This window comes from Moorena sp. SIOASIH (assembly GCF_010671925.1).
GTDB lineage: Bacteria > Cyanobacteriota > Cyanobacteriia > Cyanobacteriales > Coleofasciculaceae > Moorena.
In genome coordinates, this window is the sequence record NZ_JAAHIH010000004.1 from 1075012 (window position 1) to 1091367 (window position 16356).

Here is a 16356-nt window from a genome sequence, read left to right on the forward strand (position 1 = left end):
CGATTCACAATTTAAAGGCGTGAGAGCTTAGTACTACTTGGTGCTGCCTCAATGGGAGCTTGCTTTGGAGGTAGTTCAGGATTAGATAGAAATAGGGCTGACAATTTCTTGGCTTCTGTTGCGACATCATGCCGCCTAGCAATCCGCTCCGCCCCAGCTTTACCCATTTCCTCCAGGGTTTCCACCGGGGAGTTTAAGGCTTCAGCCATTGCTGCGGTTAAGGCTTCAACAGAGCCTGGTGGCACCAGCCAACCACAGCTACCATCACTCACCAACTCCGGTATCCCGGCAACATAAGTAGTAATCACTGGACGACCCAGGGCTAAAGCTTCCATGAGCACAACTGGTAATCCTTCCGCAAAGCTGGGCAGTACCAGGGCTCGTGCTGCTAAAATTTGTTGCTGAACCTCAGTATTACTAGCCCAGCCAGTAATCTGAATGTGGTCTTGCAAACCCAACTGGGCAATAGTTGCTTCAATTTGCGATCGCAACGGTCCATCACCCACTAGTACCAACTTGAACTGCAAGCCCTCAGCCGCTAACTGATGCGCCGCTTCAATCAAGAGTAGATGTCCTTTTTGTTCACTGAGGCGACCAACGCAAACTAAGCGTGGCACGTCTGGTATGGGGGTATGGGGTTTACTCAAAAACATCTCATCCACACCACAGTGAATCACATGGATTTTTGACCACTGATTGTGGCTGCACCATCGATAAAGCTGGCTTTTGCCAAAGGAGCTAACAGCGACCACAAAAGCAGCTCGGTTGATTTTTTCTCTTAAGGCGAGAAGTTGGGATTTATCAAACTCTTCTGGACCATGAACTGTGAAGCTGTAAGATGGTCCACCGAGAGCATGACATAACATCGCTACTGTAGTTGAGTTTGTTCCGAAGTGGGCATGAACTTTCTCAATATCTGACTCGGAAAACCAACCCAGCACAAGGCAAGCCTCAGCTAAGTAGGCTAGATGATTCAAAACTCCTCGGTCTGAACCCCAGCCGATTTTGAGGGTCAGCCCTAAGGTCTTCAAAAGACGTATCGGTCTGGTTAAGGCAGTGCGTAATAGGCTAAAACACAAGCCCACGATTCCAACTCCTAAGACAAATCGAGTCTTCTGTAGCTCTAGTTGATCGGCTTGATCAACTAGTTCAGAAGCGCAGGAACGGATAGAAAAACGTTTGACTTGAATACCGCAAGCCTCAAGGCTTGCAATCTCTCGCCGGATGAAGCTGTGACTTACCTTAGGATACTGATTAACTAGATAGGCAATTGTCATCGTGAACTCGGGGCAACCGTATGTCTGTTTCTATTAATTTTTCGTAGTTCGTAGATTGACACCTTATCTAAGAGATGGAATAGATCGAGAAAAATCTTCAAATGTTTCAAGGGATGTAACGCCTTCATTAACATCACCTGATTAGGCTCCATTGTCCGTACCAATTTTGCCGCCTCCTCAGGCGAAAGCAACTTTGGTGACAGTATGTTCCTAATTGTTCTTACTGAGTGTGAACTCAGAATCCGGATTGCGATCGCATCGGGGATAGGTAATATCCTGTCCGGCAGAATTAGTTTTGGTGGCAGGTTAAAGGTTGGCTGGTTGAAGGTTGGCAGGTTAAAGGTTGGCAGGTTGAAGGTTGGCTGGTTGAAGGTTGGCTGGTTGAAGGTTGGTTGGTTGAAGGTTGGCTGGTTGAAGGTTGGCTGGTTGAAGGTTGGTTGGTTGAAGGTTGAAGGTTGGCAGGTTGAAGGTTGGTAGGTTGAAGGTTGGCAGGTTGAAGGTTAAAGGTTGGCAGGTTGAAAGTTGAAGGTTAAAGGTTGAGAGCCTTTGGCGTTCGAGTAGGGTAGGTTAGTTTTGGTGGCAGGTTAGAACCTTTAACCTTCCACCAGATAACCTTCAAACCTTCCACCAGATAACCTTCAAACCTTCAAACCTTCCACCAGATAACCTTCAAACCTTCCACCAGATAACCTTCAAACCTTCCACCAGATAACCTTCAAACCTTCAAACCTTCCACCAGATAACCTTCAACTTTCAAACTTTCAACCAAATAACCTTCAACCAAATAACTTTCAACCAAATAACCTTCAACCAAATAACCTTCAACCTTCAACCAAATAACCTTCAACCGGTTAACCTTCAACAACCGATGTTCTAGGGTGAGACAGTCAAGGAAGATGGTTGGACACGATTAACTACTACGCCCAGACAGGTTAAGCCAAACCTGTCTATTTGATCGAGGACTTGCTTGAATCGAGATTTCTTAGTTCCTCTTAATCCGACCACCATCAATATTCCATCTGTATTGGAAGCCAGGAAATTGGCGTCTGTATAGTTCAGTAGATTAGGAGTGTCATAGATAACCAAGTCAAATTTTTCCTGAAAATGCCCCATAATCTTTTCCATGCGAGTAGACCCCAGCTCTGGAGCAGATTCTACTAAGGATTGCCCAGAAGTCAACACAAAAAGATTATCTGAGAAAGGCGATCGCTCCATCACAACCTCTTGGTCGTTTGATAGCAAATCGCTGAGTCCTCGCAAGTTCTGTAAATTCAAATTGGTGTGAAGTTCAGGTGAATGGAGATTAGCATCTACTAATAGAACTCGCTGACCTTTGGAGGCTGCCATGTGAGCTAGGTTTAAGGCGACACTAGACTTACCATCCCCAGCCATAGCCGAGCAAATGGCGATGGAGCGAAGGGGTGGATTACAGAAGCGGAAATGCATGTTAGTGTAGAGAGAGTCGAATGCTTTTTTAAATCGATGATCCTCATAACTTCTGTCCTCATCGTTGTCAAAATCTACACTCAAATTATTGAATAGTTCAGGATTTTTACTAAATGGTATTTCTCCTAAAACAGGTAAATTATGGCCTTCTTCAATATCCTTAATGTCATAGAAAATATTCCGATACTTATCATAAAGGAGAACTGTACCCATCCCTAAGCTTAAACCACCCATAACTCCTAGAAGTATCAACTTATTCTGACTAGATTCTGCGATCGGTTGACCGGTCGGATCGCGGTAAAGCTGAGGTTGAGAAACTATCTCCCAAGGCACTTCCCGTTGAGCTTTCTCCACCTGCAAGGTCTCTTTCTGAGTTTCTAGTTGGTTGAGAGTTTGAGTAGCAATTTGTAACTGCCGCTGTAGATCATTATACTTACGGACAAAAATCGGGAATTCTTGGACTTCGCGATCAACAGTGTTTTTGGTTTGTATCAGAGCCTGATTACGAACCTGTAGTACCTCAATTTGGTTGGTGGTATCAACCAATTGTTGAATCAGTTGTAAACGAATTGGATTTTGAAGGGTTCGCACTCGGGGGTTAATCGGTTGACCTCCTAAGTTCTGACCCAGAATCCGTTGTACTTCCCGATTGAGAAGATTTTGTAGGTTTTGCCGTTGCTCTAGTAGGGTTTGAATATTAGGGCTCTCTGGCTGAAAGCGGGCGGATTCTATGGCAATTTGACTTTCTATTTCTTTAAGATCCGCCAGTAACTTCTGATAGTTAGGATCTTCACTCAAGGCAGAAGAAGCTAAAGCTTCATTTGGCGATAGCTTTAATTGTCTTTGTAAGCTGTTTTTTAAGTTTATTAGCTCTTGTAGCTGCCTGGTTGTATCTCTTTTTTGGTCGCCAATTTGACGAACTTTGTCTGACAACTGTTCCCCATCAAATTGAGGTTCAATTAGCTGATATTGCTGTTGCAAGTTTTGCAAATTTCCTTGGAGACTATTAACTCGATCCTGTAATTTAGGAAGTTGATCATTAATAAATACAACCCCTTGACCAATGCGGGTTTTGCGGTCTTCTAAACTATACTTCTCATATTCTTCAGCTGTTGTCTTTAAGACCAACTCTACTAGTTTGGGATCTGTCCCACTATAAGTAACTGATAGGATTTTAGTATCTTCACCTTGACTTTCTTCTTCGAGACGTTCAACTGTTAAAGAATACTGAAGTAGCCCAAGGTTAAACTCTGGATACTGGAATTTAATTTTATTGACGATTTTAGATAAGATTTCAGGACTGGTTAGGATTTTAATCTGAGTTGCATAGTCCAGTTCAAAATTTCCCGCACCAGGTATTGTTCCCTGACCCCGAGTAAGTGTCATTGGTTCAGTGGATATTGCTGCAGCAGATGTGACTGGTTCGACTAACAGCTGAAAATTACCTGAATATATAGAGGGAGATTTGCTACTCAAAAAGGTAGCAGCAACAGTCACTAAACCTGCAATCCCTGAAACCACCATGGCTTGCCGTCGGGCAATCCTCAAAAGCGGACCGAGATTTAATCCTTTTTGAGGAGTATTGAACTCATCTGGCTCGTTTAATGTTAGTTGTTGCAATTGTCTGCCCCTTTTACTAGTTGATAAGGTTTCAGCCCCCTGTTGTATATCCAAGAGGATGCTAATTTTTGCAGGGAGACACTAATAATTACCAACTCTCAGGGCAATAATCCGGATTGTCCAGGTTGATAACCCTTTTCACATCGATGCTATAGTTGATTGATTTAGAAGCAAAATTTATCAATATTCCGGAGTGCCCTCAACTCCTTTTGTTTCGGTTATTTATAGTCTTTTTTTCACAAGACTTTTGTCATGTCAAACTTTCTTAATATTAAGAAATGTAAATCAAGTTGATACCAATTATTTTAATTACGGCTACAGATAAATTTAATCTTACCATCTCCTCATCTGGATCTGTAGTCCTACTTTAACTACTTGGTATGATCCGCCGCCGGTTTAATTATATTTGATAATACACTTCTTTGATAATACACTTATGATGCTACCATCTTTGATAGGTTTTGTGGGCAAAATATAAAATATTTATATCCAAAATCCGTAAGCCTAAGGATAATTTTGTGGGCTAAATTATGGCATTAAAAATTTAATTAACCATGATTAGTAAACAATTAATTAGCAATCCTATCGCTATAACAATTCTATACCTAGGACCAGAGAATGATCTCTCCTAGTAGAATCAGTTGATGGGTGCATCTCAATGCATGCAAAAACACTCTTCGGCAATAGAAGGCTAATATCATGTTATGACAATTACCCTTAATAAAAATCTCCCCCATCTCCCGATATTCCCCTCCTGGGAGGGGTTAGGGGTGGGTTCTTATCTCCCCCTCTCCCCACCCTCCCCACACTTCCCACCCTCCCCACACTTCCCGTCTTTTTTACAAATATTGAGATGCACCCCAGTTGATTACGATTATTGGGTATCCACTGCATCCCGTTCTGTGCGAATCCACTTGGTCTGAGGTTCCACCAGAAAAGCCAGATAGAGGGGAATTTTCCACAGAATGTAAATCGGGACAGCTAAGAGCATCAGGAGCGGAAAGTCTGCTCGGCAAAACTTAGCCCAACCTTCAACAATCGCAATTAACAGGAGCACCCCTTCAATTAGTAACACAATGCTACTTATCCATGATGCTCCCAAGGCTACCCCGAGTAAAGCTCCCCCTGTAGCAGCCACCCAAATTAGAACCAATAGGGACAATGGTGGCACACATAAGTCTAATGCGTACGCTAATAGGTCGAAACGTCTTTGACGAATAGACTCTTTGAGCAACTCAGGAACTTGGTTTAGCAAAGTCTCGATATGACCATGCTCCCAGCGTGACCTTTGACTCTTTGCTGAACCCTGTTTCATCAGACGACCTGTGACTCCTGCTTCCTGGCAATATATTGGGGAATGTCCGATGATCGCTAAATCCAAAGCCAACTGCATATCATCAACTGTTTTACTGCCAGCCAAAGAGATTTTGCAAATCACTGACCAGGGGAAAGCCATTCCTGAACCTGTTAACAAACAAGGCAAGCCCAGTCGATGTAACCCACTCGGACGGACTGTATTTTTGAATTTAACCGCCAGGGTAGAGATCAAATCCTTTACTACCGGTTTGTCTGGTTGTGTCATTAAGTAAGTTGACTGAACCGGTCGTTGTTTAGCGTACGCAAGGCCGGAAATCCCTGAAATCGTTCCTTCAGCAACGATACAGTCTGCATCAACCACTACCACGACATCCGGTGGATTAGGCTCAATAAACCCCATACCGAAGTCTAAGGCATATCCCTTACCTCTGCGCTCATGATCCTGTCGTTCAATTACAATAGCGCCAGATTTCCGAGCCACTGCTGCGGTGTCATCAGTGCAATTATCAGCAATCACTATTAGTCGGTCTTGCTCTGTAAGCTGAGGTAGTAATGTTTCCAGGGTGGCACTGATATCAGAGGCTTCATTGTGAGCTGGCACTAAAACAGCCACTGTTGGTCGGGGTTTGCTAGCATCCGACCATGGCTCAGAAGCATTAGGCAAAATTGCTGCACTACATTCAATAAAAAGAACTGTAATTGGAACGATAAGGGCAAATGCTATTACCAAGAATGGAATATCAATCAATGAGATTAATGGCTGATTAGCTAACACAATTCAACATCCTTAAAGCTTAAAATAAGTTATTTTTTTTAGGGAACAGGGAGCAGGGACAGGGAGCAGGCAAGAGGCAAGAGGCAAGAGGCAAGAGGCAAGAGGCAAGAGGCAAGAGGCAAGAGGCAAGAGTGAAAAAATCCTGTTTACCTCATACTTATGAAAAACGCTGTATATTACATCCACTAAATACTCGTTATTTTTTTGAAATAAATAAATATAAAGCTGATATATGTTTTAAAATCTAATCATATCTCTTTTATAATGTTCCCTATTCCCTATTCCCTATTCCCTATTCCCTATTCCCTGTTCCCTGTTCCCTGTTCCCTAAAATCCAGAAATTGTGTACCTCATAGCTATGATAATTGCTATATCTAACTGTTACTATTAAGTACAGTTTTGTACTCAACCAAGTTACTACGCTGTCCTAGCAATCGATTTAGGTGAAATTGAATCTGACCCTGGACCTGAGGAAACTTGCCGATCATGCAAGACAGACTATAAAGTAAAGCATCTGTTGAGCTAAAACCTGTCTGGGACTTATGACGATAGATCCGGTAAGTCATCAGAGGATAACCCAGCAACAGCAATAAGCTCAAGCCATGGGTGAGCGATGCGATCGCGAATACTAATAGGGGTAAGAGTAACCCCCAGAACCAAATGCTCCGGCTTTCTTTCACCCAATGGCGTTCTGGAGTGTGACCGTGTAACCAGGCTCCCTCAGCGTAAGCATGACCTGCTCTCAAGAACCGCTTCCAGCACTGACTAAAACGTGTCATTTGGGCATCATGCCAAGTCATTTCAGCATCTAGGCGAAAAATCTTCCAACCCCTCTGGCGCAGCCGCAAGCACAGTTCCGGTTCTTCACCAGCAATTAGGGTTGGATTAAACCCTCCGACTTGTTCAAAAGCTTCTGTGCGCATCATTGCATCACCACCACAGGCGGAAGCTTCACCTACTGGTGTATCCCACTCCATGTCGCACAATCGGTTATATATAGATTTTTCAGGGAAGCGCTCTCGTCGGCGACCACAGACTACAGCGACATTAGGGTTGGCTTCCAGTTCCCCTTGAGCATAGTCGAGCCATCCCGCTACTACCTCACAATCCCCATCCACGAATTGGACAAACTTAAGATTTGGCTCTAAATGTTTGAGATAGATATATCCCGCATTCCTAGCACGAGCCGCAGTAAACGGTTTAGATAGGTCGAGTCCAATCACCTCTACCCCTAAAGAATGAGCGATTTCCACACTGTCATCTGTGGAGCCAGAATCGACATAAACCACACGAGCGGCGTTCCTAATTACAGACAGTAGACACTGGCGTAGGCGTTCACCTTCATTGCGTCCAATCACAACTAATCCAATTTGCTTCACACCTTGGGGTTTGTATTCTACAGCTGAGAGAGTGTTCATCATTTAACTGCCTTGAGAATTTAGCTCTTTTCTTGCACGAGGCAAGGAATTGAAACGCAGAGGTAGCACTGAAAAGCTGTTTCCCTAACGCTCTCGTTGTGGGTGAAAGATCTAAGCATTCAGCCGTGAGCCAAAGGCTCACGCTACTTGAGGTGCCGTCAGCCGTCAGTGGTCAGTAGTCAGTAGTCAGTGATCAGTTGTCAGCGGTCAGCCGTTGGCCAATAGCCACTCAAGTAGCGTGGGCATAGCCCATAAGTTGATAGCTGATAGCTGATAGCTGATAACTGATAGCTGAATGCTTACTGAAAGATTTTAGCCAGATTAAACTGTAACAGATTCACCTTTGTACAGCTTTCTAGGGAAGTTTACAGGATCAGGAATTTTGATCGATAAAGTCTATTAAGGCATCATACTTGGGTGAACTCTTTTGGTATACATGTTCTAAAGCCCCCCAGCTGCCCCATTTAGTCGGCTTCTTGATATCAGAAAAGTGCATAAATAAGCCACCGTTATGATTCTTCCATTCATTCAGGAGTTGTGTATAAATTTTGTACATTTCTGGATGTCTATTAAGCTCAATGAAAAACTCGGTTAGTTTTTGATTATCGGAATTGACAAGATGTTGACCACCTTCGTAAACCACTAACTGTAGTTTTCTCTTATCTGCTACTTGTTGATGATAGTTAAAAAGTTTATAAGTATCAGTTAAGCTCTCATAGTCTTCGTCTGTGGGAAGTAACCCCCCGGATTTAATCTGCTTAAACGCTTTTGACACTCCCCCATCGGGTTCATTCAACCAAGACTCGATGGTGCTTTCATTTTCTTCCGCGTTTAAACTGCCATTAAAATATCCCGCGATCGCAAAAGCATCAATACTATGTTGATAACAAGGAGCATTACCCTCTGCTACCCACAGAGGACAATCCAAAGCAGCATTTTCCAAACCAAGCCATACGGTATGGGTAGCCATAACAGACACAACTTTATTGCTGTCACTACCAAATACATTTTTCCAAATATCAGACATTTGAGCAGTGCGCATTCCATACCATTGCATGTATGCATCTCCTTTATGCTTGCCCCACCTAGCTTGACCTTGAGCTAAGGCATAGTTAGCTTGTTGGAATTGCCAATTCCACACTTCATTAGACAGTTCCACATAAACCGTTAGATTTGGATCTAAGGTATCTTTAACTATTTTGGCAAAATTAGTTATATAGTCATCTGTAGCTTGATGGGGCATATTAAACCATGGATCAGCACCAATTCGATTGGCCAGTTTAACCATGATTTCTACAGGTACACCTTTACCGTAAGCGTAGGAGGCATCATCTACTTTTGGTCTATTTGCCCATTCCCCTTGCTTAGAATGATTGGTTTCCATCCAGTCCATAAAACGGATGGCTTGAAATTTTTTAATTTTATTGATTAATTCCGGATTAAATAGTTCAGACTCGTAAGTATCTTCATACTTAGCTTGAACAAGACGAATGTTGCGAATATAATTCCCCGTGTGATTAGGATCCGTAGAGGTAATTATTAAATAGATACTAGCCCCAGATGGAGTGACATTAATTACATCTCTTCCTGGCCTTGACGCTACCTCATCTTTGGTGGCATCAAACTTGTATTCTATAGTGCCTTCTCCATCGTATAAAACCACATACTTTCCAGCTGGATAATTTTTCATCCCTGTAAAAAGTAGTGTAGCCACACGAGTATATTCAGGAGGAGCTTCTGGAGCAGGTAAAGACTTAACCCAGCCCTGTTCGTCTAAATCGAGTTTATCGTATTCCTCAGTATCCCACGAACCACTACAGCCTGTTTCTCCAGAGACACATTGAGTAATCCATGGTCTCGAAGATTTGAAGGCATCTAAGAAAGGAAGTTCAGTTGACCAATCAGCAATTCCATTAAGGTTAATTCCTAAGTTACTAGTTTTAGCCGGATAGCTTGGAAACGTTAACTTACTTAATAAATTAGGTAGTTTATGATAAACTTTTTCAGGATATGTTGGATTTAAACCAATTAATAAAATTAGACAAAAACTAAAAAAAAATAATGTAATTATTGGTATTTTTTGAGAAAATATACTGTACACTAATTTTAACTATCAGGGCTAGCAAAACTGACTTGATAATTGGATATTGATTGGTAAACTGACAGCTGACTGCTGACTGCTGAAAGCTGACCTGGGAATTATCAACACTAATATATACTTGAAAAAATCCAGTTATCCGGATTGTTTATAAAAAATTTTTTCTCAAAAGTTTATCATATATAACTTTAAGTTAATCTTGTTCATAAATTTATATAACTATCAGGATTTTGGTCAATCCATAGGTAAAAATAAAAGCAGGGGTATAACGGTAAACCTTAGCTGTTGTATAAGATAGACCAAATCGAGTTTAATGCCACTCTAAGACTTGCCAAGATTCACAAATGCCCCTGGTTAAGTTGCAGGTTGTATCTCCAGTATTAACATTTACTTTCAGAGAAATGAAAAAGCCTGTTATTGCCATTGGACTAGATGCAGCTGAGCCCTCTGTGATTGAGAAATGGATGTCTCAGGGACATCTCCAGACTATGCGTCGTCTGCGGGACCAGGGAACCTATGGACGCCTGAAAAACTTTGAAGCGTTTAGTGCAGAAACGCCTTGGACAACATTTTTGACTGGCTGCTCACCTGAAAAAACTGGGTTCTGGTCTTTCTTGGGATTTCGAGAAGGTACCTATGATTTCTACACCAAGGCAGCTTATGACTATAATGAGTATTCTCCATTTTATGCCCTGGGTGAAGATTATCGAGTAGCCGTCTTTGACATGCCTCAAGCTCGGCTCTCTGACAAGGTAAATGGTCTGCAGGTTTTAGCTTGGGGAGCCCATTCTCCTCAAGTCGCTAGCGGGTCTTTACCGAATTCACTCTTCCAAGAACTGGTGGACAAACATGGAGAACATCCAGGCCTCCATAACGACTATTCAGTGTGTCTCGATTTAAAGGCAACACTTCGACTTCAGAAAATTCTCGAGACAGGGATTGGCCGTCGCGCTACTATTTGTCAAGACCTCTTGCAACGAGATTCTTGGAACTTGTTTCTAACAGTGTTTGGGGAAGCCCATTCACTGGGTCACAATTTCTGGCAGTTGAGTCAACCGGAGCATCCTCTCTATGAGGATTTGAGTCCCCGTGTTTCAGGTGATCCCATGCTCGAAGGCTTTCAAGCCATTGATCGAGCAATCGGCAAGATTTTAGCCAAAGCACCAAAGGATGCTCATGTCGTGATTTTCTCCGCTCATGGCATGGGTCCTAACACCATGGATGTGCCCAGCACTACCTTCCTGGCTGAGTTTTTATATCGCCATAGTTTCCCTGGCAAATTTGCCCTGGCTAATGGGGGTGAGTTGGGAACACCCCTAGAAGCAATCATGACCAAAATGAAATGGAACTATTGGGAGCGACATCTGTGGGGTACTAAGTATGACCCTAATCCCATTAGAAGGTTTTTGAGACGAGAAACTCCCACCAAGCTTTTCGAACTAATCGAGCCATGGTTAGATTCTTCTAAAGAAACAGATCTGATCTCCCCATTCAGGCTCACTAAGGAAACCGATGTAGTACCTTACCAACCAGCTTCTTGGTATATGCCGCTCTGGCCCAAGATGAAAGCGTTTGCCCTACCAAGCTTTGCAGAAGGATATATCCGTATCAATCTTCAGGGACGAGAACCACAAGGATTGGTACCCCCATCGGAGTATGATGCCTTGTGTGATGAACTGATCCAAAAGCTTTACGCTCTTAAAGATGCCCGAAAAGGTGTACCAATGATCAAGGACATCATCAAGACACGGAAGTCGGCTAGTGATCGAAATCCTAAGCTGTCTGATCCTGACTTGGTAATTGTCTGGCAAGATGAGTATGCCACAGATGTGGTTGAAAGTCCTGATGTCGGACGTATTGGTCCTGTACCCCATTATCGTGCTGGCAGCCATCGCTCTGAGGGATTTATCATCGCTAATGGTCCAGGTATTGCGTCCGGTGTTAACTTCGGAAGGGGTCATGCTCTTGATCTTGCCCCCACAATTTTGGAATTGATGGGTGCACCAATTCCTGAATACTTTGAAGGTAAGCCACTACCATTGCTAGCAACAGAGCTTGTCAATAGTTGATATGCCTACTGCCTTAGAGTGTGGTCAGAAACGTTGCCCTCATAAAGTCTTTCTAAATTAGAAATGATGGATAAGGGAAAGAGGGGATGAGGAGATTTTTACCCTCTTTCCCCTCTTCACTTTCTTCCAAATCAGGACTTACGCACAGACTCCATGGGTAGGGTGGGCAAGGTTTTGCCCACCCTACAGGTAGCTTTAAATTGAGGTATTTGCGTAAGTCCTACAAATATCACAACTCCCACAGGAATCAATTGAACATGCTTATCATCACACGATGTATACGTTCTGCCCATTTATCCCAATTGAGACACTGATCGTATTCTTCTCTAGAAGACTTGACTAACTGTTTATAGACTGCCCGATCACGAAAGTTATTTGCTATCACACTAGCATACTGATCACTTGAGTCAGATAACGTTAACATATAACCATTTTTACCCTCTTGAATAATTGTCGGGATTCCTCCGACATCAGTTGTGATTACAGGGAGACCAAATGCATTAGCCTCACAAATCACAATTGGTGAACAATCAGCACGAGTGGGAAATATAAAAAAATGGGATTGCAGAAATAATTGATTAAGTCGCTCTCGTTCCTCAGGAATATTTTTATTCAAAAAAGGAATGACCTTGAGCCGCTCATGCTTAATTTCCTCCGGTGGTATACAACCAACCATAACTAGCTCGGCGTCAATTCCCATGCTGAGCAGAGATTTCAGAGTGTTAAAGGCAATATTTCCACCTTTTCTCTGCCAATCTTTCCCAATAAACAATAAACGGCAACGGGAAGCCTTAGATTTATAAAATAGTTGATCTATTGAGGGGATATCATCTAAATTGGCTCCAAAGGTAATTACTTCAACTTTATCTCGATCTGCCTGATAGTCACTAATGGCAGAGTTAGCAGCCCATTTTGAAGAATAAACTAGTTTATTAGATTTTGATATTGCACCATTTTCGTGTTTTTCAGCTAGGTAAAATTCTTCTAATGTTTCGTAACTTTTATAGTACTCATTGTTAATTAATTTCGGAGTAGCATCGGATAAAAAAAGAATAGGAATCTTAGTCTCAAGAAAACTTAATTCTCCTGAGGCAACCGGGCAAAACAGTAAATCACATGGAGTTTCGGTTAACTGCTTTTGAACTGTAACTATGAATCGTTTGAGCTGTTTATTTTGACCGTGATACTTTAAACATAAAAGTGAATCCATTAATTGGATAGGCTTTCCTAGCTTATTCCAATAGGATTTTTTATTCGATATTTCTTTCGGATTGCCGAGATTAATCAACTCAATGTCTCTTGATGCCAGAGACTTATGCATATAATAAAGTATGCCAGAAAAAGTATTTTTATCTAAATAGTTCTGAAAAGAGAAAAACCCAACTCTCAACTGCTGCTTCATCGATTTCACAAAGGTTGAATCTTGCCATCAAACGTACCGCTTCAATTATAGCTCACTATTAGTTGATGATTTGATGTTCAAGCATCACTATTATTAAAATAATTGATAATTTATTGATTTTCCAGGATTTGGCTGGTTAATGTCATGGTTTTTAGATACAGCGGTTTGCAATTCGGTGAAGTACAAACTTCTAGGTTTTAGGGAGCAGGGAGTAGGGAGCAGGGAGCAGGGAAGAGGCAAGAGGCAAGAGGCAAGAGGAATCCCCCCTAACCCCCCTTAGTAAGGGGGGCGGGCAAGAGTGAAAAAATCCTGTGTACCTCATAGTTATGAAAAACGCTGTATAAAAAATAAACCCTTTGGCCTAGTTAGCTCTAGGGTAATACGGCATTAGGATTTTCTTTAAAGGTTTTAGGGGTTTCACCATACGCCTCAACTTATGATCAACATAGATCATATAACAGTTAAGAGGCTCGGCTCCAAAACTTTTCTTAAATGCTATAACTCCTGGCAATCCACCACTAGGATTAAAATCAAACCAAGAATATCCTTGTTCACAAGAATCTTTGACAATTTCATACATAACCAAGTTAACTGGTCTTAGATTCAAGTATTTTTCTAAGGATGAGCCATGCCAATACACCACATGTTTCTTGGCGTAGAAGCATAGTGCTCCGCTGATAATTTGGTCTTGATAGTAGGCGAGCCAAAGCTTAACGTTAGGTGACTTAAGTTGAAAAATTGTTTTAAAAAGTTCCCAACTATAGCTACCAAGACTATTATCTCCCCATCGTCGTAATGAATCTTGATAAACTTGATAATATTCCCACCATTGGTCTAGGGTAGATGCTGTAGTTACTGAAACTCCTTCCTTGATAGCTTTTCGGACTTTTCGAGCCATAGAATTACCGCCCTTTTTCCAAGTTTTGGAAATTGTCTCAAAACCCACTTCTAAGTTAATTGCGTGAGTTGTATCTTCCTCTTGTTCACTGACACAACTTATGGCTACAGCTTTACTAGCTAGTTCATTGTAAGGATTTACTCGCCAACTTAATTTACCCCAAAAATTTTTATCTAGAAATTTAACTAGTAAAATGGCATGGTCAATAGTAAGTTCGTCTGCGGAAATCCATCCTCCAAAGGTTCCGTCTGGTGAGGATGAGTATTTCTTGATAAATTTCTGATTTCCAAGTTTATATGAAAGGGGAATCAAAGCTCTTTTTTGATCTGAGAATAAGATGATTAGAGGGTTTGGGCGAAATTCTCCTTGAGTATAGGTATTCCAGATTTCAGCCCATTCTCTTGAATGAAAATAAGTTGAATAATTGCATTTTTGCCAAATTTTGTCCCATTCTTCAGAATTAGCGAGATAGGTTTTGGTAATTGATAGGCTCATTGACTATTCCTATAATTAATTTTTGTGACTATAAGTATTAGAAATGCCTTAGTGAATTGCTTGATTAATCTTGACCAAAGGTAAGACAAAGTAAGCGTTCGCGTAGCGAACGCTTGAGTATTGGATTTATCGATTTAGATAGCTGCCTTGATATTCGCCTATCTATTTATTTCAGGACTTAGGCAGGAACTCTACTTGTAGGGTCTCACCCTACTATTTATAGTGTTGTTACCCAGTTTTACCTCAGTCCTGTATGTCTTAGAGTTCTGGTAAAGTTCAGAAAAATTTCTTGATTGATGCCACAACCCTTGCTTGGTCAGCCTCAGTCATATCGTTGTAAAAGGGTAGACGAAGTAAGCGATCGCTTACATCCTCAGTCACCAAGCAGTCTCCTTCTTTGCCTCCAAACTCTCGTCCCATATCAGACAAGTGCAATGGCAGATAGTGAAAAACGCTATAGATGCCTTGAGCTTTTAAGTGAGCAATCAAGGCTTGGCGCTTCTCTAGGGACGGTAAGAGTATGTAGAACATATGGTATGCCTGGTCACAGTACTCTGGCACAATTGGTAAGCGGATACCGTACTCCGGTGCCCAATCCTTGAGATTTTCGTAGTAGTAATCCCAAAGTTGCTGTCGCTTGCTCTGAATCTGTTGGCGACTTTCTAGCTGAGCATACAAGAAAGCTGCGAGTATGCCTGAGGGGAGATAACTCGAACCAATGTCTACCCAGGTGTACTTATCAATTTGACCGCGATAGAAGCGAGTGCGATTAGTTCCTTTCTCGCGGATAATCTCAGCACGTTCGATATACTGCGGGTCGTTGATCAACAGTGCGCCACCTTCTCCACAAGTAAAGTTCTTAGTCTCGTGAAAACTCTGGGTAGCTAGACAACCAAATGTGCCTAGATACTTGCCTTTGTACTTAGCAAATAGCCCATGAGCATTGTCCTCAACAACTGGTATACCGTAGCGCCCAGCAATCTCCAAAATAGTATCCATCTCGCACGCGACACCGGCGTAATGTACAGGAACAATAGCTTTGGTGCGGGGGGTAATTAGTGATTCTAATTTCTCTTCGTTTAAATTGAGGGTATCCGGGCGGATATCGATAAAGACAGGTTGAGCACCTCGTAAGACGAAGGCATTAATGGTAGAGACAAAGGTGAAGGAGGGAACAATGACTTCATCCCCTGGTTGGATGTTTAATAGTACTGCCGCCATTTCTAGAGCATGGGTGCAAGAAGTGGTTAGCAGAACCTTCGGAACTGACAATATTTCTTCGAGTAGAGCATGACATTGTTTGGTAATAGCACCATCACCGGAAAGATCCATGTTCTTGATAGTCTGTTGGATATACTCAAATTCCGTTCCAACAGTAACAGGGCGGTTAAAAGGTATTTTTGACAAAGTAACTTCCATTTTTAGTTAGTAATTCTTAGTTTCTACTTGGTATTAATGCGATCAATTTTTACGATGCACCTGAAATCCTATAGATTAGAAATTATTGATATGGCTTATTTTTGCTAGTAATCCTAATAATT

The 16356-nt window shown here is 42.0% G+C and carries 12 protein-coding genes; 2 read left to right on the forward strand and 10 right to left on the reverse strand.

The window, feature by feature from the left end:
• Positions 1-11: 11 nt before the first annotated feature.
• Entirely contained in the window at positions 12-1277 is a 1266-nt protein-coding gene (locus F6J90_RS26015) for a glycosyltransferase family 4 protein (protein ID WP_293100088.1), read from the reverse strand.
• A gap of 204 nt (positions 1278-1481) precedes the next feature.
• Between F6J90_RS26015 and F6J90_RS26020 the strand changes: the two genes are divergently transcribed.
• Positions 1482-1754, forward strand: a complete 273-nt coding sequence (locus F6J90_RS26020; protein ID WP_293100091.1) for a hypothetical protein — start codon at positions 1482-1484, stop codon at positions 1752-1754.
• Positions 1755-2150: 396 nt separating this feature from the next.
• Here the strand turns inward: F6J90_RS26020 and F6J90_RS26025 are convergent, their stop codons facing one another.
• The 5 genes from F6J90_RS26025 to F6J90_RS26045 form a co-directional block, all read right to left on the reverse strand.
• The gene (locus F6J90_RS26025) at positions 2151-4343 is read right to left on the reverse strand and encodes a tyrosine-protein kinase domain-containing protein (RefSeq protein WP_293100094.1); all 2193 of its coding nucleotides are present in this window, start codon (positions 4341-4343) and stop codon (positions 2151-2153) included.
• A gap of 874 nt (positions 4344-5217) precedes the next feature.
• A complete protein-coding gene (locus tag F6J90_RS26030; protein ID WP_293100096.1) occupies positions 5218-6435 on the reverse strand; it encodes a glycosyltransferase family 2 protein in 1218 nt (405 codons plus the stop codon).
• Positions 6436-6447: 12 nt separating this feature from the next.
• Positions 6448-6621 (reverse strand): hypothetical protein, encoded by a 174-nt coding sequence (locus F6J90_RS26035; protein WP_293100099.1) that lies wholly within the window; start codon positions 6619-6621, stop codon positions 6448-6450.
• A gap of 188 nt (positions 6622-6809) precedes the next feature.
• Complete coding sequence (locus F6J90_RS26040) at positions 6810-7853, reverse strand: glycosyltransferase (RefSeq protein WP_293100782.1); 1044 nt, start codon at positions 7851-7853, stop codon at positions 6810-6812.
• A 373-nt stretch (positions 7854-8226) separates the two neighbouring features.
• A complete protein-coding gene (locus F6J90_RS26045) occupies positions 8227-9954 on the reverse strand; it encodes a cellulose-binding protein (protein ID WP_293100102.1) in 1728 nt (575 codons plus the stop codon).
• Positions 9955-10352: 398 nt separating this feature from the next.
• On the opposite strand from F6J90_RS26045, the gene F6J90_RS26050 reads away from it, so the two are divergent.
• Positions 10353-12020, forward strand: coding sequence for an alkaline phosphatase family protein (locus tag F6J90_RS26050; protein WP_293100105.1), 1668 nt, complete (start codon positions 10353-10355; stop codon positions 12018-12020).
• A gap of 247 nt (positions 12021-12267) precedes the next feature.
• On the opposite strand, the gene F6J90_RS26055 is transcribed toward F6J90_RS26050, so the two are convergent.
• From F6J90_RS26055 to rffA, 4 genes are all read right to left on the reverse strand, one after another.
• Positions 12268-13422, reverse strand: a complete 1155-nt coding sequence (locus F6J90_RS26055) for a glycosyltransferase family 4 protein (protein ID WP_293100108.1) — start codon at positions 13420-13422, stop codon at positions 12268-12270.
• 190 nt (positions 13423-13612) lie between these two features.
• Positions 13613-13744 carry a hypothetical protein gene (locus F6J90_RS26060; RefSeq protein ID WP_293100111.1) on the reverse strand — a complete coding sequence of 44 codons (132 nt, stop codon included), beginning with the start codon at positions 13742-13744 and terminating at the stop codon, positions 13613-13615.
• Positions 13745-13783: 39 nt separating this feature from the next.
• Positions 13784-14815 carry a GNAT family N-acetyltransferase gene (locus F6J90_RS26065; RefSeq protein ID WP_293100114.1) on the reverse strand — a complete coding sequence of 344 codons (1032 nt, stop codon included), beginning with the start codon at positions 14813-14815 and terminating at the stop codon, positions 13784-13786.
• A 276-nt stretch (positions 14816-15091) separates the two neighbouring features.
• On the reverse strand, positions 15092-16222 hold the full coding sequence (rffA, locus tag F6J90_RS26070) for a dTDP-4-amino-4,6-dideoxygalactose transaminase (protein WP_293100117.1): 1131 nt from the start codon (positions 16220-16222) through the stop codon (positions 15092-15094).
• Positions 16223-16356: the final 134 nt, after the last annotated feature.

Bases quoted from the DNA above. Each gene is read 5' to 3' on its own strand.
- F6J90_RS26015 (WP_293100088.1), bottom strand. From the start codon at position 1,277: ATGACAATTGCCTATCTAGTTAATCAGTATCCTAAGGTAAGTCACAGC.
- F6J90_RS26020 (WP_293100091.1), top strand. From the start codon at position 1,482: ATGTTCCTAATTGTTCTTACTGAGTGTGAACTCAGAATCCGGATTGCG.
- F6J90_RS26040 (WP_293100782.1), bottom strand. From the start codon at position 7,853: ATGAACACTCTCTCAGCTGTAGAATACAAACCCCAAGGTGTGAAGCAA.
- F6J90_RS26050 (WP_293100105.1), top strand. From the start codon at position 10,353: ATGAAAAAGCCTGTTATTGCCATTGGACTAGATGCAGCTGAGCCCTCT.
- F6J90_RS26055 (WP_293100108.1), bottom strand. From the start codon at position 13,422: ATGAAGCAGCAGTTGAGAGTTGGGTTTTTCTCTTTTCAGAACTATTTA.
- F6J90_RS26060 (WP_293100111.1), bottom strand. From the start codon at position 13,744: ATGAGGTACACAGGATTTTTTCACTCTTGCCCGCCCCCCTTACTAAGG.
- F6J90_RS26065 (WP_293100114.1), bottom strand. From the start codon at position 14,815: ATGAGCCTATCAATTACCAAAACCTATCTCGCTAATTCTGAAGAATGG.